Genomic DNA, 23152 nt, shown 5'->3' on the forward strand with positions numbered 1-23152 from the left:
ATGTCGACCGTGCTTCGCGGCGTTTACGTGGCGCATAATACGCCGGTCAATTCCGGCGTGTTGTCCTATGACCTCCAGACCTTTCATCACTCGCAGACCCCGCTGGCGCAGCCTGGCAATCCTGGCCCTGTGCCTGGCGCCACTGTTGTGGCCACTGGAGCATCTGGCCGAACGCTATTACAAAAGCGAGCTGGTCAGCCAGAATCGGCAGACGCTGGACCTCTACGTCGCCAACCTGCTGGGCACCCTGCATCGCTACGAAACCCTGCCGCAGATCCTCGGTGACCTGCCGGCGCTGCGCGCCTTGCTGGCCGCTCCCCGCAACGCCCAGGCGATCCTCGACGCCAACCACCTGCTCAAGGACATCCGCGAACAGACCGGCGCCGAAGTCATGTACCTGCTGGACGCCGACGGCAATACCCTGGCCGCCTCCAACTGGGAACAGCGCGACAGTTTCGTAGGCCGCAATTTCGCCTTCCGCCCCTATTACAGCGATGCCGTGGCCGGGCGCCTGGGGCGCTTCTTCGGGCTCGGCACGACCTCGGCCAAGCGCGGCTACTTCTTTGCCGCCGCCGTGCATGACCAGGACAAGGTCATTGGCGTTCTGGTGGTGAAGGTCGACCTCGACCACACCGAAACCCTGTGGGGCAAGACGCCTGAACAGCTGCTGCTCACCGACCACAACGGCGTGGTCATCCTGACCTCGCGCCCTGAATGGCGCTTCCGTGCCACGCGCCCGCTCAGCGACAGCGAGCGCCAGGGCATCGTCTCGATCCTGCCCTACCCCACCCGCGATCCACAGCCGCTGAACCTGGACCCCGATGCCTGGCTCACGCAAACGCGCACCATCGCCGAAACCGGCTGGAACGTCAGCATCCTCGCCCCCAAAACCTTGCTCGATCGACCGGTGCGCACCGTCGTCGCCGTGGGCGGAGCCTTGCTCCTGGCCTTGATGCTGCTGCTCGGCCTGATGATGCAGCGCCGCCGCCACTACCTCGAGCGCATCGAGTTCGAAGGGCGTACCCGGCACGAACTGGAAACCCGGGTGGTGGAACGCACCAGTGCGCTCGAAGGGCTCAACAGCAAGCTGCGCCAGGAAGTGCTCGAACGCGAGCAGGCCCAGCAGGAACTGGTGCGTGCCCAGGACGAACTGGTGCAGGCGGGCAAACTGTCGGCGCTGGGCACCATGTCGGCCAGCATCAGCCACGAGCTCAACCAGCCCCTGGCGGCCATTCGCAGCTACGCCGAGAACACCGAAGTGCTGCTCGACCACGAGCGCATCGAGGATGCGCGAGGCAACCTCAAGCTGATCAGCGAACTGACCGGGCGCATGGCCTCGATCATCGCCCACCTGCGCGCCTTCGCCCGACGCGACCGTCACGCCCTGGAAAGTGTCGCCCTGCAGCCTGCCCTCGACGACGCCCTGGCCCTGCTCGCCAAGCGCCGCCGGGCCATGGCCGTCGAGCTTATCCGCGACCTGCCCGATGCGCCGCTCTGGGTGCAGGCCGGTGAAACCCGACTGCGCCAGGTGCTGGGCAACCTGCTGGCCAATGCCCTGGATGCCTTGACCGAAAAGGCCAACCCGCGCTGCCTGTGGCTGAGCGCCGAACAAACGGCCGACGGCGTCGAACTGCGCATCCGCGACAACGGCCCAGGCTTCACCAGCGAGGCCATGGCCCGCGCCCGCGAACCCTTTTTCACCACCAAGACACGCACGCAGGGACTTGGCCTGGGCCTGGCGATCTGCGATACGCTGATGCGCGCGCTGGGCGGCGAACTGCTGCTGTCCAATCATCCCCAAGGCGGTGCCCTGCTGATCCTGCGCTTGCGCGCCGGAGAGCCCGGGGTCAGCCTGCAAGCTCCAGAGGACCCATCGGCATGACCAGCGACAGCGCCATCGACAGCAAGATCCAGGTCGTGCTGATCGACGACGATCCCCACCTGCGCCAGGCCTTGAGCCAGACCCTGGACCTGGCCGGGCTGAAAGTGCTGGCCCTGGCCGACGCCCAGGGCCTGGCCGCGCGCATCGAGCGCGACTGGCCGGGTGTCGTGGTCAGCGACATCCGCATGCCGGGCATCGACGGCCTGCAGTTGCTCGAACAACTGCATGCGCGGGACACCGAACTGCCGGTTCTGCTGATCACCGGGCACGGCGACGTCCCATTGGCCGTGCAGGCCATGCGCGCCGGTGCCTACGATTTCCTCGAAAAACCATTCGCCAGCGATGCGCTGCTCGACAGCGTGCGTCGCGGCCTGGCCGTGCGCCGGCTGGTGCTGGACAACCGCAGCCTGCGCATGGCCCTGAGCGATCGCCAGCAGCTGAGCACGCGCCTGGTGGGCCAGTCGGCGCCGATGGCGCGTTTGCGCGAACAGATCGGCGCCCTGGCCGGAACCAAGGCCGACGTGCTGATTCTGGGCGAAACCGGCGCCGGCAAGGAAGTGGTGGCGCGCGCCCTGCACGACCTGTCCAGCCGCCGCGGCGGTCCCTTCGTGGCGATCAACGCCGGTGCCCTCGCCGAATCGGTGGTGGAAAGCGAGCTGTTCGGCCATGAACCCGGCGCCTTCACCGGCGCGCAGAAACGCCGCATCGGCAAGTTCGAGTTCGCCAACGGCGGCACCTTGTTTCTCGACGAAATCGAAAGCATGAGCCTGGACGTACAGGTCAAGCTGCTGCGCCTGCTGCAGGAGCGCGTGGTCGAGCGCCTGGGTGGCAACCAGCAGATCCGCCTGGACATCCGGGTGATTGCCGCCACCAAGGAAGACCTGCGTCAGGCCGCCGACCAGGGACGCTTCCGCGCCGACCTGTATTACCGCCTCAATGTCGCCTCGCTACGCATTCCGCCGTTGCGCGAGCGCGGTGAAGACGTACTGTCGTTGTTCCAGTACTACGCCGACGCTGCCGCCGAGCGCCACGGGGTACTGGCCAACGAGCTGTCGGCGGCCCAGCGTGCATTGTTGTTGCGGCACAGCTGGCCGGGCAATGTGCGCGAACTGCAGAACGCTGCCGAGCGCTTCGCCCTGGGCCTCGAACTGGCCCTGGACAACGGCGAGCCCGGCCCCGTGGACATGGCGCGGACGGTCGCCGGCGGGCTCAGCGAACAGGTCGAGCATTTCGAACGCGCCTTGATCGCGGCCGAGATGAGCCGCTCGCACACCTCCGTGCGCAGCCTGGCCGAGGCCCTGGGCATTCCACGCAAGACCTTGCACGACAAGCTGCGCAAGCATGGCCTGAGCTTTGGCGGGGGCGACGAACACGAGTGAATCCAGGGCTCTGCAGCGACTGCCTAGTGCTCGCTCCCGGCCTGCGCCAGCGTCACCAGCGACTGACGCCATGGCACCTCCCTGGGCAGCGCCAGGAACGACGGGTTGAGCAACGACTGGCGGGCAGGATAGACGAACGGCTGCCCGTCGATCTGCAGCACTTCGCCGCCAGCACCTTCGAGCACACCCTGGGCGGCAGCGGTGTCCCATTGCGAAGTCGGCGCCAGGCGCGGATAGCAATCGGCGGCGCCTTCGGCCAACAGGCAGAACTTCAGCGAGCTGCCGACACTGACCAGATCCAGGGGGCCCACCACGGCACTCAACCCGGCGAGCAGGTGCTCCTGCCCGGGGCTGGAATGGCGGCGGCTGGCAACTACCTTGAACGCGCTGCCTGGCGCAGGCGTGCGGCGCACGCTGATCGGTTGCGCCGGCTGCTGGCCCACGGCGTGCCAGGCGCCGAGCCCCGCCCCGCCGTAGTAGGCGCTGCCCGTGGTTGGCACAGTGACCACACCGAACAGCACCTGACCTTGCTCGATCAAGGCGATGTTGACGGTGAATTCCTCGCTGCCGTTGATGAATTCCTTGGTGCCGTCCAGTGGATCGACCAGCCACCAGCGGGTCCATCGTTCGCGCACGTCCAGCGCGATGTCCGCATCTTCTTCGGACAGGATCGGGATATCCGGTGCCAACGCCTTCAATCCATCGACGATGACGTGATGCGCGGCGAGGTCGGCTGCGGTGACCGGCGACTCGTCGGCCTTGGCCATGACCTGCACATCGGCCCGCCAGAACGGCAGGATCGCCGCTCCAGCCCGATGGGCCAGCGCCACTACTTCTGGCAACAGACGTTCGAGATCGCTCACAGGCTGAACACTCCACGCTGGATCAGCAGGTCGCGCGCCAGGTACAGGGCGGCCAGTGCGCGGCCTTCGGAGAACTGCGGATGCTGGGCCAGGCTGGCCAGCTCGCGCAGGTTCACCCGCTCGACCCGCATCGGCTCCGGCTCGTCGCCCTCGAGCTGCTCCTCGTACAGCCCTTGCGCCAGAACCACCTGGATTTTCTGGCTCATGTAGCCGGGCGACAACGACAGCTCGGTCAGGTGCTCGAGCTGCCGGGCGCCGAATCCGGCTTCTTCCTTGAGCTCACGATCGGCTGCAGCCAGCACGTCTTCGCCCGGCTCGATCAAACCCTTGGGCAGCGACAGCTCATAGGCGTCGGTGCCCCCGCAATACTCTTCGACCAGCAGCGCATGCTCGGCATCGGCCATCGCCACGATCATCACCGCGCCATAGCCATTGCCGCGCCCCACCAGACGCTCGTAGGTACGCTCGACACCATTGGAGAAGCGCAACTGCACTTCTTCGACACGGAACAGGCGACTACTGGCGACGATTTCGCGGGCAAGGACTTCGGGTTTCTGGCGCATCGGGCAGCTCCTGGACGTGAACGGGTTACTATACCGTGGCTTGGCCTGCGGCAGGCCACCCTTGATCCACCACTGCCCGAGAATCTTCGCTATGCCACGCCTCGCCTGGAGCACCATCGATACCGTCCTGCTGGACATGGATGGCACCTTGCTCGACCTGCATTACGACAACCATTTCTGGCTCGAACATCTGCCGCAGCGCTATGCCCAACTGCACGGGGTGAGCCTGGCCATGGCACAGCTGGAGCTGCAACCGCTGTTCACCGACAACGCCGGCAAGCTGAACTGGTACTGCCTGGATTTCTGGACCCGCGAACTGAACATCCCGGTACGCGAGCTGAAACTGGAGACGGCCGATCTGATCGCCCTGCGCCCCGACGCCGACACGTTTCTGGCAGCGATTCAGCGCGCCGGCAAGCGGGTGATCATGATCACCAACGCCCACCGCGACTCGCTGTCGCTGAAGCTGGAGCGCATCGAGCTGGCGCCGTATTTCGAACGGCTGATCAGTTCCCACGACTACGGCTACCCCAAGGAAAACGCGCAGTTCTGGGACGCCCTGCAGGCCGACATCGGCTTCGACCCGGCGCGCAGCCTGTTCATCGACGACACCCTGCCGGTGCTGCGCAGCGCCCAGGCCTACGGGGTCAAGCATCTGCTCGCGGTGTGCGAGCCGGACAGCCGCAAGGGCGCCAAGGACACCGAAGAATTCGAGGCGGTGGGTGATTACCGCGAGCTCATCGCAGGTCTGTGACCCACCCTGCTGCCCACCGCCCCACCGCCCCACCGCCAGCGCGTGCCGCTATACTGCGCATCGCCTACCCAGGAGCGAGCATGGACATCAAGCAACTCAAATTCCTTATCGCGTTGGATGAAACCCGTCATTTCGGCCAGGCCGCAGCGCGTTGCCACATCACCCAGCCGACCCTGTCGATGCGCCTGCGCAACCTTGAAGAAGAGCTCGAGTTGCCCCTGGTGAAGCGCGGCCAGCGCTTCGAAGGCTTCACTGCCCCAGGCGAGCGCGTGCTGGCCTGGGCGCGTACCGTGCTGGCCGCCTACGACGGCCTGCAGGCGGAAGCCGCGGCCTGTCGCGGGCATCTGGTAGGCACCTTGCGCCTGGGGGTGGTGCCGCTGTCCAGCTTCGACCCGGTGCCACTGCTGCACACCCTGCACGGTGAGCATCCCAACCTGCGCTTCGAGCTCAGCTCGCTGAGTTCCGAACAGATCCTCGAGCAACTGGCGAGTAACCGCATCGACCTGGGGGTATCGTTTCTGGAGCGGCTGGACCAGGAGCGCTTCGAATCGAGGGCGCTGGGAGAAACCCGCATGGGCCTGTTGTTCGATCAACGCCACTATGATTTCGGCGAGCAGGCGCTGAGTTGGGAGGCGCTCATCGAGTTGCCGCTGGGCATGCTCACCACCGGCATGCATTTTCGTCAGTCCATCGACCACAATTTCCACTCCCGCGGGCTGGCGCCGCAGCCCTTGCTGCAGACCGACGCGGTTCACCAGTTGATCCAGGCCGTACACGGCGGCCTGTGCTGCGCCATCATGCCCCTGGCCGGCGGGCTGGAAGGGCTGACCGAGCACTTGCGCCTGCAACCCATCGCCGACGCCCACACGCTGGCGCCGCTGGGGTTGATCATGCGCCGCGCCGCGCCGCGCTCGGCACTGGCCGAAGCCTGCTTTAAGCTGTATGACGCGCCATGATCAATGCGGTCTATCGTCGCATCGGCAATAGCAATTAGACGCTGGCTCGTCCTGCGCCTAGGCTAAAGGCTGAATTCACTGCCGGTCCATTCCCATGAACGCCAAGCACCCGGCCAGCGCGGTGCCCGTTTCTTCCTCGGTTGCACCCCTCGCCAACCCCATCGCCAGCCAGACCTACAGTTATTGCAGCTTGAGCCTGGACGAGCCCGGCAGTACGCCGCTGGCCGAAGAAGTGGCGCTGGCGATCGCCTACAACGGCATCAGCCAGGCGGTGATGCTGGTCACGCCCACCGATCTCGAAGACTTCGTCACCGGCTTCAGCATCGGCAGCGGCATCGTGGCCGATGCCAATGAAATCTACGACATCAAGCTCAGCGGCACTGGGTCGGCACGCCACGCCGAGGTACAGATCGCCAATCGCGCCTTCTGGAACCTCAAGACCCAGCGCCGGCAACTGGCCGGCAGCAGTGGCTGCGGATTGTGCGGCGTCGAAGCCGTGGAGCAGGCGCTGCCCGAACTGGCCGTGCTGGCCGGCGCCGACTTGCCGCCGGTGCAGTGGCTCGAGGGCCTGCGCCAGCGCATCGGCGCCTTCCAGCCTCTGGGGCAACGCAGCGGCGCGGTGCATGCGGCGCTGTTCATGGACGCCCAAGGCACCCTGTTGCTGGGCCGTGAAGACATCGGCCGGCACAACGCGCTCGACAAGGTGATCGGCGCCCTGGTGCGGCAGAACATCGACAGCACCGGCGGCCTGGCCATCGTCACCAGCCGTTGCAGCCTCGAACTCATCCAGAAAGTACTGCGCGCCGGCATCCAGACCCTGGTCAGCCTGTCGTCGCCCACCGGCCTGGCCCTGCAATGGGCACGCCGGCACAACCTGAACCTCATTCACCTGCCGCAGCACAGCGCGCCGCGGGTCTATAGCCCTGCGTTGGAGAATCAAGCGTGAGTATTCACAATCAAGCCGACAAGACCCCTGTTCCCCGCTACAAGCCCTACAAAGGTGCAGCGGGTGGCTGGGGCGCACTGATCAGCGTGACGCAGTTCTGGCTGAGCAGCGACAACGCGCTGAAGAACATCCGCACCCTGCTCAAGACCAACCAGAATGGCGGCTTCGACTGCCCCGGTTGTGCCTGGGGCGATTCGCCGGAAAGCGGCATGGTGAAGTTCTGCGAAAACGGCGCCAAGGCGGTGAACTGGGAGGCGACCAAGCGTCGTGTCGACCCTGCCTTCTTCGCCAAGCACAGCGTCACTTCCCTGCTCGAACAGAGTGACTACTGGCTCGAGTACCAGGGCCGTCTCACCGAGCCGATGGTCTACGACCCTGCCAGCGACCGCTACGTGCCGATTGCCTGGGACGATGCGTACGCGCTGGTCGCCAAGCATTTGCTCAACCTTGAAAGCCCGGACCAGGCCGAGTTCTACACCTCGGGACGGGCCAGCAACGAAGCGGCCTACCTGTACCAATTGTTCGTGCGCGCGTTCGGCACCAACAACTTCCCCGATTGCTCGAACATGTGCCACGAAGCCAGCGGCGTTGCATTGTCGCAGAGCATCGGGGTGGGCAAGGGCACGGTGACGTTCGACGACTTCGAGCACGCCGATGCCATCTTCGTCTGGGGGCAGAACCCCGGCACCAACCATCCGCGCATGCTCGAACCTTTGCGCGAAGCGGTCCAGCGCGGCGCGCAGGTGGTCTGCATCAACCCGCTCAAGGAGCGCGGCCTGGAGCGCTTCCAGCACCCCCAGCATCCGATCGAGATGCTTACCAACGGTGACCGTCCGACCAACACCGCCTACTTCCGTCCGGCACTGGGCGGCGACATGGCGATGATGCGCGGCATGGCCAAGTTCCTGCTGCAATGGGAACGCGAGGCCCAGGCCAACAATGCGCCGTCGGTGTTCGACCACGACTTCCTCAACGAGCACACCGCCACCGTGCTGGAATACCTGGCCGCGATCGATGACACGCCATGGGCGCACATCGTCGAGCAATCCGGCCTGCCGCTGGAGGACATCGAACTTGCCGCGCGCATGTACCTCAAGGGCAAGAACGTGATCATGTGCTGGGCCATGGGCATCACCCAGCATCGCCACTCGGTACCGACCATTCAGGAAATCTCCAACCTGATGCTGCTGCGCGGCAACATCGGTCGTCCCGGTGCCGGCCTTTGTCCGGTGCGGGGTCACAGCAACGTGCAGGGCGACCGCACCATGGGCATCAACGAGCGCCCACCGGCGTTCCTTCTCGACGCCCTGGAAAAACGCTTCGGCTTCAATGTGCCGCGCACCAACGGCCATAACGTGGTGGAAGCCATTCATGCGATGGCTGAAGGCAGGGCCAAGGTCTTCATCGCCCTGGGCGGCAACTTCGCCCAGGCCACGCCGGACAGCCCGCGCACGGCGCAGGCGCTGCGCAACTGCGAGCTCACGGTGCAGATCAGCACGAAGCTCAACCGCAGCCACCTGATGCACGGCAAGCAGGCACTGATTCTGCCCTGCCTGGGTCGCACCGACATCGATCAACAAAGCGAGGGCCCACAAGCGGTCACTGTGGAAGATTCGTTCAGCATGGTGCACGCCTCCAATGGCCAACTGCAGCCGCTGTCGAAGCACATGCGCTCGGAGCCGGCCATCGTTGCCGGCATTGCCGCCGCCACGCTCGGTACGCAGCCGGTGGACTGGAACTGGCTGATCGGCGATTACGATCGCATTCGTGACCTGATCGCCGATACCCTGCCCGGCTTCAAGGACTTCAACCAACGGCTGAAGCATCCGGGCGGCTTCTACCTGGGCAACAGCGCCGGTGCGCGCCGCTGGAACACCCCCAGCGGACGGGCCAATTTCAAGCCCAACCGCCTGCCGCTGGACCTGATCGACGAACGCGTACGCGCCACCGGCCAAATACCGGACCTGATCATGCAGTCGATGCGCTCCCACGACCAGTACAACACCACCATCTACGGCCTGGACGACCGCTATCGCGGCGTGCGTGGCCAGCGTGACGTGCTGTTCGCCAATGAAGCCGACATCATTCGCCTGGGCTTCCGTCCAGGGCAGAAAGCCGATCTGGTGTCGATCTGGGAGGACGGCCGCGAACGGCGCGTGAAGGGCTTCACACTGCTGGCGTTCGACATTCCGGCCGGTCAGGCCGCAGCGTACTACCCGGAGGTCAATCCGCTGGTGCCGCTGGAAAGCGTGGGCGAAGGCAGCAGCACGCCTACTTCGAAGTTCGTTGCCATCCGCCTGGAGCAGCCCGCCCCGAGCGCCCGCATCGCCTGATGTCGAGCGCAGCCCCGTGTCGCACCACGTGGGCCGCCAACGCGGCTTGCGCCGCTGCTACAGGTAGATCATACGCCCTGTAGCAGCGACGCAAGCCGCGTCGCTTTTGATCTTGGTCTCGATCTCGACAAAAAGACGCCACTCCGGAAGTACGTGCGACCACCCTCCCTGCTCAAAGTTTCCCCATGAAACTTCCGAATCTCGGAACTGCGTACCCATCGTGCTTTCCATCACATCGTGCTTGCCGGCTGACCAGTCGCATTGCAAAGTCGCGCCGTCATCCCTCTGAGATCTGATTGATGAAATTTCCCTCGATACTTTTGTTGACCCTTGGCCTGGTGACAGGCGCTGCTTCTGCAGGCAGCAACACCGAAGCCGGTGTAGGGGGCGCATTGGGTGGGGTTCTGGGCGCGGTAGTTGGCCAGCAACTGGGCGGCAGCACCGGCTCGACCATTGGCGCAGGCCTGGGTGGTGCTGCCGGCAGTGCAGTGGGCGCAGACAAGCGCAATCGCGGCCAGGCCGCCATTGGTGGCGCGCTGGGCGCTGCAGGTGGCAACGTGGTAGGCCGCACCGTGGGCGGCAGCACCGGCGGCCTGGTAGGCGCGGCGACAGGTGGCGGCGCAGGCGGCGCGCTGGGCAACTACATGGGCACTTCGACCGATCGCGACGATCGTGACGGGCGCCATTACCGCGGCCATGACAACCGCGGCAAATCGAAACACCGCGATCGCGGCCGCCACGTCGGCCACAACAAGCACTGGCGCGACCGCTGAGCCAAGGTTTCTGCAAGCGCGGCGGCCGACACGGCTTCCAGCCACAAGTCTTTAACCCTCTGCTTTTTCCAGAGCCATAAAAAAACCGCCCACAAGGGGCGGTTTTTTATTTCAGCAGACGCTTACAACTGCGGACCGGCAGCCTTGATCGAGTCGCTCACGTCGAACTTCTTGAAGTTCTCGATGAACAGTGAAGCCAGGCCTTTGGCGGCTTCGTCGTAGGCGGCTGGATCAGCCCAGGTATTGCGCGGGTTGAGCAGGTTGGTATCGACGCCCGGTACGACCTTTGGCACGTCCAGGTTGACGATGTCCAGGTGCTCGGTCTCGGTGCCGATCAGGGCGCCGCTCTGGATCGCTGCAATCACGCCACGGGTGGTGGGGATGTTGAAGCGCTTGCCAACGCCGTAGCCACCACCGGTCCAGCCGGTATTGACCAGGTAGACCTTGGAACCGAAGCCACGGATACGCTTGATCAGCAGCTCGGCGTATTCGCCCGCCGGACGCGGGAAGAACGGTGCGCCGAAGCAGGTCGAGAAGGTCGACTTGATGCCGCTGCCCGAGCCCATTTCGGTCGAGCCTACCAGTGCGGTGTAGCCCGACAGGAAGTGATAGGCAGCCTGCTCTTCGCTGAGGATGGACACAGGCGGCAGCACGCCGGTCAGGTCGCAGGTCAGGAAGATCACCGCATTGGGCTCGCCGCCCAGGTTCTTCGGCGCGCGCTTCTCGATCAACTCGCGCGGGTACGCGGCACGGCTGTTCTGGGTCAGGCTGTCATCGGCGTAGTCGGCCTTCTTGTCGGCATCGAGCACGACGTTTTCCAGTACGGCGCCATGCTGGATGGCTTTCCAGATGACCGGCTCGTTCTTCTCGGACAAGTCGATGCACTTGGCGTAGCAACCGCCTTCGATGTTGAACACCACGCCCACGCCCCAACCGTGCTCGTCGTCACCGATCAGGTAACGGCTTTCGTCGGCCGAAAGCGTGGTCTTGCCAGTGCCCGACAGGCCGAAGAACAGGGTGACGTCGCCGTCTTCGCCCATGTTCGCGGCACAGTGCATCGGCAGCACGTCGGCAGCCGGCAGCAGGAAGTTCTGCACCGAGAACATGGCCTTCTTCATTTCGCCGGCATAGCGCATGCCCGCGATCAGCACCTTGCGAGCCGCGAAATTGATGATCACGGTACCGTCGGAATTGGTGCCGTCGCGCTCTGGGACGCACTCGAACTCAGGCGCATTGAGCACCTGCCATTCGTCCTTGCCACCGCCGTTGTACTGCTCGGGGTTGATGAACAGGCAACGGCCGAACAGGTTGTGCCAGGCGGTCTGGGTGGTCATCTTGACCGGCAGGTAGTGCGCCGGATCGGACCCTACATGAACATGGGAAACGAACCGCTCGCGCTCGCCCAGGTAGGCTTCGACACGATTCCACAAGGCATCGAACTTGTCGGCCGGGAATTTGCGGTTGATCGGGCCCCAGGCGATGGCGTCCTGGGTGGTGGGCTCTTCGACAATGAAGCGGTCGACTGGCGAACGACCGGTGCGATGACCGGTACGCACTACCAGAGCACCGGTATCGGCAAGCTCGCCTTCACCACGGTTCAGGGCTTCTTTAACCAGATCGTCTACAGTCAGATCGGCGTACACGGCGTTCTTGGCTTGCGTCATGAGGTTCCCCGTCGGCTCTGGGCCGAGTGTTCCAAACATTTTGTAGTAAGTTTACAACAACCACTACAGCTAAAAAGTGGGCCGGATTATGCCAGAAACGCTCGAAAAGAATAGCGTCCTCCGGTCGGTAACGGCGTTATTCCGGCGTGTTTTTCTTCATTTAGCGAGACTAAATCGCTTCAGTGACGGGTATCTGACGGAGCGTCGACACCAGCACCACTGAAGAGTTGATCGACGTCGGTGGCGTCAAACAAGTAGCGCTGGTTGCAGAACTGGCAGTCGATTTCCACCGTACCGCCATGCTCCTTGAGCAACTCGCGTGCATCGTCGTGCCCCAGGCTGACGAGCGCTCGTGCCGAACGCTCCCTGGAACAGCTGCAGCGAAACCGTATCGGCTGGGTATCGAAAAGCCGCAGTGCCTGCTCGTGATACAGGCGGTACAGCACGGTTTCGTTATCCAGGCCCAACAGTTCTTCGGCCTTGAGGGTGTCCGCCAGGGTGGTGGCGGCCGTCCAGCTCTCGGCGCGCTCGTCCTCGTCCTTGATCACGGCGGCAGGCAACTGCTGCAGCAGCAAGCCACGGGCACGGGTGCCGTCGGCCTTGAGCCAGAAGCGCGTGCCGAGCTGTTCGGAGAGGGCGAAATAATTCGAGAAACTTGCCGACAGGTCGGCACCTTCCAACTCCACGATGCCTTGGTAGCGCTGGCCTTCGGTAGGGTCGATGGTCATCGCCAGGGTTCCGGCGGGCATCAATTCGGGCAGGCCATCGGTGTCGTTGATCTGCTCGGCGTGGAAACGCGCCAGGCCGCGGATCTCGCGTTCGCTGGAGCACTCGATCATCAACAGTGGCACGGGGCCTTCGGAACGGGCCTGCAGGACCAGCAAACCGTCGAACTTGAGCGTACCTACCAGCAGGGCCGCGGCAGCCATGAACTCGCCCAGCAGCAACTGCACCGGCAACGGATAGTCGTGCTTGGCCAGAACCTCGGCATAGCTGCGCTCCAATGCTACCGCCTCACCGCGTACATCGGCGTCATCGAAAATAAAGCGTTGGGTGAAATCGGCTTCAGGAAGATCGTGCATAATTCCAGTATCTGAGAATGGTGACAAAATGTGTAGCGGCTTTTATAAAGCCCGCTTCAGAGCGTTCGCTTGATCGCTCACTGCCCTGTAGATGTAGAGGTATCTTATGAACAAAGCCCCGCTGTTCCAAGCCAGGTGGAACGTTAGCGGCTTGCTGCTGTGCAATACAATCCCGATCGTGCTGTTGTGCTTCTGGTTATGGCCTATTGGCCATCATTTGTGTACAGCATTCGACGAATGGCTGTTTCGGCTGCTCAACGCGCCCTTGGCCAGCAACGCCGCCTGGCGTTACGCCTGGACCCTGGGCAGTCTGCGCCCCTTCGATATCGTGGTCGGCGTGATCATGCTGGCGCTGCTGATCCGCGGCAACTGGGTGTTCAAGGCCCATCAGGTTCGCCAGGCTTTCTTCGGCTTCATGGCCGTGCTGTTGCTCTTAGTGGTGGTGCGCGCGCTGTTTTCCAAGTGGATACACGCAATGGGCTGGGACCATGACAGCCCGAGCATGGTATTGGCCGACCCGGTACTGCTCAGCGACTGGTACCCGAACCTGGAACGTCACTGGGAGCTCAAGGACCGCTCCAGCCAGAGTTTTCCCGGCGATCACGCTTCGGTGCTGTTGATCTGGGCGCTGTTCATGAGTGTCTGTACCCGCAGGCTCGGGCAGTGGCTGTGCATCTGGGCCCTGGCCGTGGTGTTCATGCTGCCGCGCCTGGTGGCTGGCGCCCACTGGGGGCAGGACGACTACATTGGTGGCGTGTTGATGGCCGTCTGGGCGCTGGGGTGGGGGTATTACACACCTTTCGCGGCCCACACTTCACAGTGGCTCGTACGTGCCACCGAGCCACTGTTCAGGCTGCTGGCGAAGCTGCCGGTGCTGGGCCGGTTGAGTATCGTCGCAAGGTGATGCGGTGTCTGTGCTGGCCTCTTCGCGGGCAGAGAGCTCGCCGCCCGCCCCGCTCCCACAGGCCAGCACTGCGCTGCATCAATCCACTGAGCGAAAACTGAACAGCTGCCGGCGCTGCTTCTTCGAAGGCTTGCCATCGGTGGTAACACCCAGGGCACCTGCCTTGCGCATGGCCACCGCGGCCTCGCGCCTGGCCTGGCTCTGTTCGGTCTCGCGGTAGAGCGTCTGCGCTTCCGGCGCCCCACGCCGCACGATTGAAAGCGCCTCGATGATCACGCTGCGCTCATCGAAACCGGTGCGTATCTGCAACTCGTCGCCCACGTGTGGCTCCTTGCCAGGCTTGCAGCGCTCGCCGCGGTAATGCACCTTGCCACTCTCGATGGCTTCCTTGGCCAGCGCGCGCGTCTTGTAGAAGCGCGCCGCCCACAGCCATTTGTCCAGACGGACCTTTTCCTCTTCTTCCTGCTTGTGCTTCTGTGCCACAGGCTCACCTCGCGAAATGCCGTCATCAAACTGTACTACCGTGCCTGTCGGATGCAAGCGGCGGTCTTTGCGATTACAGTGCACGCATGCTTGCCAAGCGGCGTCGGGCTGGGTTGAATTGATCCGGTCCGCGCCGGTCTGAAGCTTGCGTATACGGGTCCATCCCTACCTCTTGCGGTTTGCCGATTTGAAGACATTTGACCATCTGACCGTTATCGGTCTGCGCGAGTGGGTGGCGCTGCCCGATCTGGGTGTCGCCGGCCTGCGCGCCAAGATCGATACCGGCGCCAGCACCTCCAGCCTGCACGCCACGGACATCGAGCCGTTCACCCGTGCCGGTGAAAAATGGGTGCGTTTCACCGCTCATCTGGGCACCGTGGTACAGCTGCGCCACCGGCGCTGCGAAGCGCCGCTGGTGGCGATGAAAACCATCAAGAGCTCCAATGGCCATGCGCAGACGCGCTACGTGATCAAGACCACCCTGGCCCTGGGCGACCGGGTCTGGACAGTGGAATTCACCCTGGCCTGCCGCAAGTCCATGCGTTACCGCCTGTTGCTCGGCTCCAAGGCGCTGGTCCATGGCCAACTGGTCGTGAACCCGGGCGTCACCTACGTTCAAGACAAGCCGGTGTTCCCGGCCTCTACTACCTCTGCCACAGGTGTTGCATGAAGATCGCTGTGCTGTCGCGCAATCCGCGTCTGTATTCCACTCGTCGTCTGGTCGAAGCCGGTACTGCCCGTGGCCATGAAATGGTGGTGATCGACACGCTGCGCGCGTATATGAACATCGCCAGTCACAAACCGCAGATCCACTACCGCGGCAAACCGCTGCAGGGCTTCGATGCGGTCATTCCGCGCATCGGCGCGTCGGTGACGTTCTATGGCTGCGCGGTGCTGCGCCAGTTCGAAATGATGGACGTCTTTCCGCTGAACGAATCGGTGGCCATCGCCCGCTCGCGGGACAAGCTGCGCTCGCTGCAGCTGCTGTCGCGACGCGGTATCGGCCTGCCCGTCACCGGCTTCGCCCACTCGCCGGACGACATTCCCGACCTGATCAGCATGGTCAACGGCGCCCCCCTGGTGATCAAGGTGCTCGAGGGTACCCAAGGCATCGGTGTGGTCCTGTGTGAAACCACCAACGCCGCCGAATCCGTGATCGAAGCGTTCATGGGCCTCAAGCAGAACATCATGGTTCAGGAGTACATCAAGGAGGCCGGCGGTGCCGACATCCGCTGTTTCGTGGTGGGTGACAAGGTGATCGCGGCGATGAAGCGCCAGGCCAGGCCCGGTGAGTTTCGCTCCAACCTGCACCGCGGCGGCTGTGCCAGCCTGATCAAGATCACACCCGAAGAGCGCATGACCGCGATCCGCGCCGCCAAGGTGATGGGGCTCAGCGTCGCCGGCGTGGATATCCTGCGCTCCAACCACGGCCCGCTGGTGATGGAGGTGAATTCATCACCCGGCCTGGAAGGGATCGAGGTGACCACCGGCAAAGACGTGGCCGGGATGATCATCGAACACATCGAAAAGAACAGCGGCCCGAACATGACCCGCACCAAGGGCAAGGGCTAAACACCGCAACATGCCGTTCGGCCAGCGTTGGCGAACGGCATCCTCGTGGCGGCAGCCCTAAACGGCGTCCCTGGGCAGCATCAGGCCCAGCGGCAGCCTGACACGCGCCTCCAGCCCACCCGTCGACCGATTGCGCAACTCCACGTTGCCGCCATGCATGGCAGCGATGCGCTTGACGATCGCCAGGCCCAACCCGGTGCCCTTGCCACTGCGGGCGCGGTCCCCGCGAATGAACGGGTCGAAGATGCCGGCCAGTTCACCCGGATCGATGCCTGCCCCCCGGTCCACCACACTGAGCACCACATAGGGCGCGTTGTCGTCGCCGGAAACATGGACCGCCACTTCCACGCCGCTGCCGGCATGGTAGAGGGCGTTGCCGATCAGGTTGTTCAGCAGGCGCTTCATCGACACCCGGCGCAGCGGGAACGGCGGGATCGGTTCCAGGCGAAGCAGTACCTGTTCTTCTGCCTGGTTATAGGGCGCGACCACTTCCTGCACCAGGTGGCCCAGATCGACGACCTCGACGCTTTCGTCACGGCCGTCGCGAATGAAGGCCAGGAACTGATCGAGGATCGCGTCCATGTCCTCGATGTCGCGGACCATGTCGGGGGTGAACTCGTTGTCCGAGGTCATCAGTTCCAGTGACAGCCGCAAGCGGGTCAATGGCGTGCGCAGATCGTGGGACACCCCGGCCAGCATCAGCTCGCGCTCGCGGCCGGCCTGTTCGACGTCCTCGGCCATCTGGTTGAACGCTCGGTACACCTCGGTCATTTCGCTGGGCGTGTCGCTCACCGGCAGGCGCACGCTGCGGCCCTGCCCCAATTGCCGGGCGGCGAACACCAGACGCTTGAGCGGCTGGTTGAGCTGACGCACGAATATCCAGGCCGAAGCGGTCGACAGCAAGCCGATCGCAAGGAACCAGCCCAGCACGCTCCAGATCTTCTGCCCACGCAACGGGTGCGGGTACAGAGGCACTTTCAACCAGCCCGCGCCCAGGCTCGGCGCACGCACCCACAGCGCGGGCGGGGCGTGGACGCGCAGGCGCACTTCGGTGTCTTCGCCCAGCTCGGCCTGCATCTGGCGTTGGTAGATTTCACTGTACGGCCAGTGCTGCTCGCCTTCCGGCACGCCGCCGCCGACCACCCGGATCAGGCCCGCCGCATCGGCGATCTGGTCACGGTTGTTCTCGTCCGCCGCCCAGTAGGCACGCAGCGTCAGCGCCACGCCGTGACTGTACTGGCGGTCGACCAGCACGTCTTCGTTCATCAACAGGTAGACCAGGGTCAAGGCCTTCGAGAACAGGACGACGACCAACACCAGCCAGAGGGTTCGGGCGAAAAAACTTTGGGGAAACCAGACAGGGGTTTTCATTGCGTGGCGATCACATACGTTGCAGGAGCGAGCAGGCTCGCAGACATTGTGGATGACGAACATCCCGAATCAACGAGTGATTCAGGATATCGCTCCTACAAAAACCCCGGCAGTCTATCGGGCAGCGTTGCCATCGGGTACGAACACGTAACCCACACCCCAGACCGTTTGAATGTAGCGAGGCTTGGAGGGGTCGGGCTCGATCATGCGGCGCAGCCGCGAGATCTGCACGTCGATGGAACGCTCCAGGGCATCCCATTCACGTCCGCGAGCCAGGTTCATCAGCTTGTCGCGGGTCAGTGGCTGGCGCGCGTTCATCACCAGGGCCTTGAGCACGGCGAACTCACCGGTGGTCAGCATGTGCACTTCGTCGCCGCGCTTGAGTTCGCGGGTGGCCAGGGAAAGCTCGTAGTCGCCGAAGGAAACCGATTCGTCCTCGCTGCCCGGAGCACCCGGAACCGGCGCCGACTGGCGACGCAGCACGGCTTTCACGCGCGCCATCAGTTCATCCGGGTTGAAGGGCTTGGCCAGGTAGTCATCTGCGCCCAGCTCCAGCCCCTTGATCCGGCTGAGTTCGTCACCCTTGGCGGTCAACATGATGATCGGGACCTGGTTGTTGCTGGCGCGCAGACGGCGGCAGGCAGACAGGCCGTCTTCACCGGGCAGCATCAAGTCCAGGACAACCAGATGGAACACTTCACGGGCGAGCAGGCGATCCATTTGCTCGACATTGGGCACGGCGCGCGCACGGTAGCCTTTGCTGGTGAAGAATCGCTCCAGCAGGCTGCTCAGTCCCGGATCGTCGTCAACGATGAGGATCTTTTCACCTTCGGCTGCTTGTGCGGTACTGCTCATGGGTTGCTCCTCTGATCTCGGCGCGCATTATGGCGTAGCTGCCAACGCTCGTGCCGTGTGCATTGTTAGCAGATTTTTCCTGGCCCGCCAGTCACAATCCTCGATCGCCCGGGCGTCGGGTTCGCGCCGCAACGATGTCGCTGGGTATACTGCACGGCTCGTCAGCCGGGCTCGGCGGGGATTGCACCTTGTACCCAACATTTTTCAGGTGGTTATCATGATCAGCATAAACAGCCGCATCGCCGAGGAACTCGGCGTCCGCCCTCAACAGGTCGAAGCGGCCGTCGCACTGCTGGATGAAGGTTCGACCGTGCCTTTCATCGCTCGTTACCGCAAGGAAGTGACCGGCAGCCTGGACGACACCCAGCTGCGTCACCTCGAAGAGCGCCTGCGCTATCTGCGCGAACTCGACGAGCGCCGGGCAAGCATCCTCGCCAGCATCGAGGAGCAGGGCAAGCTGACCCCCGAGCTGGCCCGCGAGATCAACCAGGCCGACACCAAGACCCGCCTGGAAGACCTTTACCTGCCGTACAAGCAGAAGCGCCGCACCAAGGGCCAGATCGCCCTGGAAGCCGGCCTCGGCGAGCTGGCCGATCGCCTGTTCGGCGACCCTGCGCTGACCCCGGAAGCGGAGGCGGCACGGTTCGTCGACAGCGACAAGGGCGTCCTCGATACCAAGGCCGCGCTTGAAGGCGCCAAGTACATCCTGATGGAACGTTTCGCCGAAGACGCCACGCTGCTGGCCAAGCTGCGCGGTTTCCTCAAGCAGGAAGCCGTGCTCAGCGCCCGGGTACTGGCCGGCAAGGAAGAGGAAGGCGCCAAGTTCCGCGACTACTTCGAGCATGACGAACCGCTCAAGAGCATGCCTTCGCACCGCGCCCTGGCGATCTTCCGCGGACGCAACGAGGGTATCCTCGGTTCTTCGCTGAAGGTCGGCGAGGAACTGCCGGGTACCCTGCACCCGTGCGAGATGATGATCGCCGAGCGTTTCGGCGTGAAAAACCAGCAGCGGGCCGCCGACAAGTGGCTCGGCGAAGTGGTGCGCTGGACCTGGAAGGTCAAGCTCTACACGCACCTGGAAACCGACCTGCTGAGCGAGCTGCGCGAGAACGCCGAAAGCGAGGCCATCAACGTCTTCGCACACAACCTGCATGACCTGCTGCTGGCCGCCCCGGCCGGCCCACGCGCCACCCTGGGCCTGGACCCGGGCCTGCGCACCGGTTGCAAGGTGGCGGTGGTGGACGCCACCGGCAAGCTGCTCGATCACGCCACGGTGTATCCGCACGTGCCGCACAACAAGTGGGACCAGACCCTCGCCACGCTCGCCGCGCTGTGCGCCAAGCATGCCGTGGACCTGATTGCCATCGGCAATGGCACTGCCAGTCGCGAGACCGACAAACTGGCGGCCGAGCTGATCAAGAAATACCCAGGTCTGAAAATGACCAAGGTCATGGTGTCCGAAGCCGGTGCATCGGTGTATTCGGCCTCGGAGCTGGCTGCTCGCGAATTTCCCGATCTGGACGTGTCTATCCGCGGTGCGGTCTCCATCGCCCGCCGCCTGCAGGATCCGCTGGCCGAACTGGTCAAGATCGATCCGAAATCCATCGGCGTGGGCCAGTACCAGCACGATGTCTCGCAGCTCAAGCTGGCGCGGGGCCTGGATGCCGTGGTCGAGGACTGCGTGAACGCCGTGGGCGTGGACGTCAACACCGCTTCCGTGGCCCTGCTGGCGCGCATCTCCGGGCTCAACGCCACACTGGCGCAGAACATCGTCGCCCACCGCGACGAGCACGGTGCATTCAGAACCCGTGCGGCGCTGAAGAAAGTCTCGCGCCTGGGCGAAAAAACCTTCGAACAGGCGGCGGGCTTTCTGCGCGTCATGAACGGCGACAACCCGCTGGACGCCTCGGCCGTGCACCCCGAAGCATACCTGCTGGTGCAGCGCATTGCCGCGGGCACCGATCGCGACATTCGCTCGCTGATCGGTGACAGCGGCTTCCTCAAGCGCCTCGACCCGAAAAAATTCACCGACGAAACCTTTGGCCTGCCCACCGTCACCGACATCCTGCAGGAATTGGACAAACCGGGCCGCGACCCTCGTCCCGGATTCAAGACTGCCGAATTCCAGGACGGTGTCGAAGACCTCAAGGACCTGCAACTGGGCATGGTGCTCGAAGGCGTGGTCACCAACGTGACCAACTTCGGCGCGTTCGTCGATATCGGCGTCCACCAGGACGGCCTGGTGCATATCTCGGCACTGTCGGAAAAATTTATCAAGGACCCGCGTGAAGCGGTGAAGGCTGGCGACGTGGTCAAGGTCAAGGTGATGGAAGTGGACATTCCGCGCAAACGCGTAGGGTTGTCGATGCGCATGGGCGACACGCCTGGCGAGAAGATCGACGGCGCACGTGGCAGCCGCCCTGGTGCCGCCGGGCGCCAGCAGGCCGCTCCGGCGCGCGTCAAGGAACCTGCCGCCGCACCGGCCAGTGGTGCCATGGCGTCGTTGTTCGCCAATGCCAAACAGCTGAAGAAGCGCTGATGCAGGTCGACGACGAGTTGACCCAGAGCGCCTACTTTCGCAACCTTGGCTGCGAGGTGCGGCGCCTGGACGCCGGCGTGGCCGAGGTGGCACTGCCACTGGCCGCGCACCTGCGCAATCGTGGGCAGGTGATGCACGGTGGCGCCATCTTCAGCCTGGTCGACATTGCCATGGGCCTGGCATGTTCCACCGCGCACGGTTTCGATAATCGAAGTGTCACGCTCGAATGCAAGATCAATTACCTTCGCGCGGTGTCAGAAGGTGAGGTGATCTGCAAGGCCCAGGTATTGCACGCCGGTCGGCGCACGATGGTGGTCGAGGCCGAAGTGCTCCAGGGCGAAAAACTGATGGCAAAAGCACAAGGTACCTTCGTGGTTCTCTAGCCCGAAGGGGCCGTTATGCGGTAATTTCGGCACGGCGCAGGCGGTGCCGGACGCCGCACGGCCTGCACCCTGCCCGATCGAAACCAGGCGACAACGCCGGTTCCTTTTTGTCTTCACCCTTGCAGACCGTCCGCTCCACCCCCATATCGGGGCGACTGACGCGTGAAGGAATCCAACTTGAGCGAATTTCTCAACCGCCGCCTGACTTTGCTCGGCGAGCCTGCCACCCTTTCCCTGCTCGCGCAGTGCCTGCATGGCATAGAGCGCGAGTGCCTGCGCGTCAACCACGAGGGTCGCCTGGCACAGACGCCACACCCCGAGGCGTTGGGCGCGGCGCTGACCAATGAACAGGTCACCACGGACTACTCCGAATCGCTGCTGGAATTCATCACGCCCGCGCTCCAGGATCCTGCACAGACCCTGCACAGCCTCGAGCAGATCCACCGCTTCGTGTACAGCAAGCTGGGCAGCGAGTATCTGTGGAGCCCCTCCATGCCCTGCCCGCTGCCAGCCGAGGAAGACATCCCGCTGGCCTACTACGGCACCTCGAACATCGGGCGCCTCAAGTATGTCTATCGCCAGGGTCTGTCCCTGCGCTATGGCCGCACCATGCAGTGCATCGCCGGCATTCACTATAATTTCTCCCTGCCCGAGCAGCTGTGGCCGGTGCTCAAGCAGGCCGAGGGTTATGTCGGCACCGCTCGCGATTATCAGTCGGCGGCCTACATCGCACTGATCCGCAATTTCCGCCGCTACAGCTGGTTGCTGATGTACCTGTTCGGCGCCTCGCCGGCGCTGGATGCAGGCTTCTTGCGCGGACGTGCCCATCAACTCGAGCAACTGGATGCGCAGACCCTGTACCTGCCCTATGCCACCAGCCTGCGCATGAGTGACCTGGGCTACCAGAGCAATGCCCAGGCGGGCTTGACGCCGTGCTACAACGATCTGGCCAGCTACACCGACAGCCTGCGCAAGGCGGTTGCCACGCCCTACGCACCTTACGTCCAGGTCGGTACGCACAAGGATGGCGAATGGGTGCAGTTGAACACCAACATTCTGCAGATCGAAAACGAGTACTACTCCAACATTCGTCCGAAACGAGTGACCTACAGCGGCGAACGGCCGATCCAGGCCTTGATGGCGCGCGGCGTGCAGTACATCGAAGTGCGCTGCCTGGACATCAACCCGTTCCTGCCCACCGGCGTTGACCTGCCCGAGTCGCGTTTTCTCGATGCGTTCCTGTTGTTCTGCGCGCTGGAAAGCAGCCCGCAGATCGACAGTGCCGAGTGCTCGGCGTGCACCGACAATTTCCTCAATGTGGTCAAGGAGGGTCGCCGCCCTGGCCTGCAGTTGCAGCGCAATGGGGAAGCGGTCGAGCTCAAGGACTGGGCCAATGATCTGCTGGAGCGTATCGACGCCGTCGCCGCCCTGCTCGATCGCAGCACTGGTACCGATGAGCATGTGCAGGCGATGGCGGCGCAGCGTGCCAAGGTTGGCGATGCGTCGCTGACGCCGTCGGCGCAGGTACTGGCGAAGATGGCCGAGCAGAAGCAGAGTTTTGCCGAGTTCTCCTTCAGCCAGAGCCAGGCCCATGCAGACTACTTCCGCGAGCAGCCATTGAGCCCCCAGGACCAGGCGCGCTTCGAACAGCAAGCCCGCGATTCGCTGGTAGCCCAGGCGACGCTGGAAGCCGAAGAAGTTGGCGATTTCGATCTGTTCGTCGGCTCCTATCAAGCAAGCATCCTCGCCATCAGCAACTGACCAAGCGGTCGATCCTCGAAAGACCGCGGCGCCTGCTTCGCGGCCACGGACCGCTCCTACGGATGGCCTCGACCTCACGTAGGAGCGGT

General features: G+C 63.9%; 20 protein-coding genes. 13 read left to right on the top strand and 7 right to left on the bottom strand.

The features are described 5' to 3' along the window. Nucleotides 1-67: 67 nt before the first annotated feature. Together IFT44_RS18195 and IFT44_RS18200 are read left to right on the top strand one after the other, a co-directional pair. Nucleotides 68-1882, top strand: a complete 1815-nt coding sequence (locus IFT44_RS18195) for a sensor histidine kinase (RefSeq protein WP_192176353.1) — start codon at nt 68-70, stop codon at nt 1880-1882. Further along, a complete protein-coding gene (locus tag IFT44_RS18200) occupies nt 1879-3261 on the top strand; it encodes a sigma-54-dependent transcriptional regulator (RefSeq protein WP_192176354.1) in 1383 nt (460 codons plus the stop codon). The genes IFT44_RS18195 and IFT44_RS18200 overlap by 4 nt, the downstream gene beginning before the upstream one ends. Before the next feature lie 23 nt (nt 3262-3284). Here the strand turns inward: IFT44_RS18200 and cysQ are convergent, their stop codons facing one another. Next, a complete protein-coding gene (gene cysQ, locus IFT44_RS18205) occupies nt 3285-4124 on the bottom strand; it encodes a 3'(2'),5'-bisphosphate nucleotidase CysQ (protein ID WP_192176355.1) in 840 nt (279 codons plus the stop codon). Next, nucleotides 4121-4687, bottom strand: coding sequence for an ADP compounds hydrolase NudE (gene nudE / locus IFT44_RS18210; protein WP_122479834.1), 567 nt, complete (start codon nt 4685-4687; stop codon nt 4121-4123). Before nudE ends, cysQ begins: the two co-directional genes overlap by 4 nt. 91 nt (nt 4688-4778) lie before the next feature. Between nudE and yrfG the strand changes: the two genes are divergently transcribed. From yrfG to IFT44_RS18235, 5 genes are all read left to right on the top strand, one after another. Then, nucleotides 4779-5441: a GMP/IMP nucleotidase gene (yrfG, locus tag IFT44_RS18215; protein WP_122479835.1), complete on the top strand. Its 663-nt coding sequence runs from the start codon at nt 4779-4781 to the stop codon at nt 5439-5441. An 80-nt stretch (nt 5442-5521) separates the two neighbouring features. Next, the gene (locus tag IFT44_RS18220; RefSeq protein WP_122479836.1) at nt 5522-6397 is read left to right on the top strand and encodes a LysR family transcriptional regulator; all 876 of its coding nucleotides are present in this window, start codon (nt 5522-5524) and stop codon (nt 6395-6397) included. A 94-nt stretch (nt 6398-6491) separates the two neighbouring features. Further along, entirely contained in the window at nt 6492-7343 is an 852-nt protein-coding gene (gene fdhD, locus IFT44_RS18225; RefSeq protein ID WP_122479837.1) for a formate dehydrogenase accessory sulfurtransferase FdhD, read from the top strand. After that, nucleotides 7340-9676, top strand: coding sequence for an FdhF/YdeP family oxidoreductase (locus IFT44_RS18230; protein WP_185794734.1), 2337 nt, complete (start codon nt 7340-7342; stop codon nt 9674-9676). The genes fdhD and IFT44_RS18230 overlap by 4 nt, the downstream gene beginning before the upstream one ends. 299 nt (nt 9677-9975) lie before the next feature. Then, the gene (locus IFT44_RS18235; RefSeq protein ID WP_192176356.1) at nt 9976-10449 is read left to right on the top strand and encodes a glycine zipper 2TM domain-containing protein; all 474 of its coding nucleotides are present in this window, start codon (nt 9976-9978) and stop codon (nt 10447-10449) included. Nucleotides 10450-10571: 122 nt separating this feature from the next. Here the strand turns inward: IFT44_RS18235 and IFT44_RS18240 are convergent, their stop codons facing one another. Beyond that, a complete protein-coding gene (locus IFT44_RS18240) occupies nt 10572-12113 on the bottom strand; it encodes a phosphoenolpyruvate carboxykinase (RefSeq protein WP_122479840.1) in 1542 nt (513 codons plus the stop codon). A gap of 179 nt (nt 12114-12292) precedes the next feature. Further along, on the bottom strand, nt 12293-13195 hold the full coding sequence (gene hslO / locus IFT44_RS18245) for an Hsp33 family molecular chaperone HslO (RefSeq protein ID WP_192176357.1): 903 nt from the start codon (nt 13193-13195) through the stop codon (nt 12293-12295). A gap of 106 nt (nt 13196-13301) precedes the next feature. On the opposite strand from hslO, the gene IFT44_RS18250 reads away from it, so the two are divergent. Continuing rightward, the gene (locus tag IFT44_RS18250; RefSeq protein ID WP_122479842.1) at nt 13302-14099 is read left to right on the top strand and encodes a phosphatase PAP2 family protein; all 798 of its coding nucleotides are present in this window, start codon (nt 13302-13304) and stop codon (nt 14097-14099) included. A 78-nt stretch (nt 14100-14177) separates the two neighbouring features. Here the strand turns inward: IFT44_RS18250 and IFT44_RS18255 are convergent, their stop codons facing one another. Beyond that, complete coding sequence (locus IFT44_RS18255; RefSeq protein ID WP_192176358.1) at nt 14178-14582, bottom strand: S4 domain-containing protein; 405 nt, start codon at nt 14580-14582, stop codon at nt 14178-14180. A 187-nt stretch (nt 14583-14769) separates the two neighbouring features. Between IFT44_RS18255 and rimB the strand changes: the two genes are divergently transcribed. Continuing rightward, a complete protein-coding gene (gene rimB / locus IFT44_RS18260) occupies nt 14770-15252 on the top strand; it encodes a retropepsin-like aspartic endopeptidase RimB (protein ID WP_043192313.1) in 483 nt (160 codons plus the stop codon). Further along, nucleotides 15249-16154: a 30S ribosomal protein S6--L-glutamate ligase gene (rimK, locus tag IFT44_RS18265; protein WP_122479844.1), complete on the top strand. Its 906-nt coding sequence runs from the start codon at nt 15249-15251 to the stop codon at nt 16152-16154. The genes rimB and rimK overlap by 4 nt, the downstream gene beginning before the upstream one ends. A gap of 57 nt (nt 16155-16211) precedes the next feature. Here the strand turns inward: rimK and IFT44_RS18270 are convergent, their stop codons facing one another. Both IFT44_RS18270 and ompR read right to left on the bottom strand, forming a co-directional pair. Next, nucleotides 16212-17525 carry an ATP-binding protein gene (locus tag IFT44_RS18270; RefSeq protein WP_122480125.1) on the bottom strand — a complete coding sequence of 438 codons (1314 nt, stop codon included), beginning with the start codon at nt 17523-17525 and terminating at the stop codon, nt 16212-16214. A 114-nt stretch (nt 17526-17639) separates the two neighbouring features. Then, nucleotides 17640-18380 (bottom strand): osmolarity response regulator transcription factor OmpR, encoded by a 741-nt coding sequence (gene ompR / locus IFT44_RS18275; protein WP_122479845.1) that lies wholly within the window; start codon nt 18378-18380, stop codon nt 17640-17642. A gap of 217 nt (nt 18381-18597) precedes the next feature. Here ompR and IFT44_RS18280 point away from each other — a divergent pair, with 217 nt between their 5' ends. The 3 genes from IFT44_RS18280 to gshA all read left to right on the top strand — a co-directional run bounded on the left by IFT44_RS18280 (nt 18598) and on the right by gshA (nt 23063). Beyond that, complete coding sequence (locus tag IFT44_RS18280; protein WP_192103176.1) at nt 18598-20919, top strand: Tex family protein; 2322 nt, start codon at nt 18598-18600, stop codon at nt 20917-20919. Next, nucleotides 20919-21302 carry a PaaI family thioesterase gene (locus IFT44_RS18285; RefSeq protein ID WP_122479847.1) on the top strand — a complete coding sequence of 128 codons (384 nt, stop codon included), beginning with the start codon at nt 20919-20921 and terminating at the stop codon, nt 21300-21302. The genes IFT44_RS18280 and IFT44_RS18285 overlap by 1 nt, the downstream gene beginning before the upstream one ends. A gap of 177 nt (nt 21303-21479) precedes the next feature. Continuing rightward, entirely contained in the window at nt 21480-23063 is a 1584-nt protein-coding gene (gene gshA / locus IFT44_RS18290; protein ID WP_192103174.1) for a glutamate--cysteine ligase, read from the top strand. Nucleotides 23064-23152 lie beyond the last annotated feature (89 nt).

The organism is Pseudomonas sp. CFBP 13710, assembly GCF_014842235.1.
GTDB classification, from domain to species: domain Bacteria; phylum Pseudomonadota; class Gammaproteobacteria; order Pseudomonadales; family Pseudomonadaceae; genus Aquipseudomonas; species Aquipseudomonas baltica.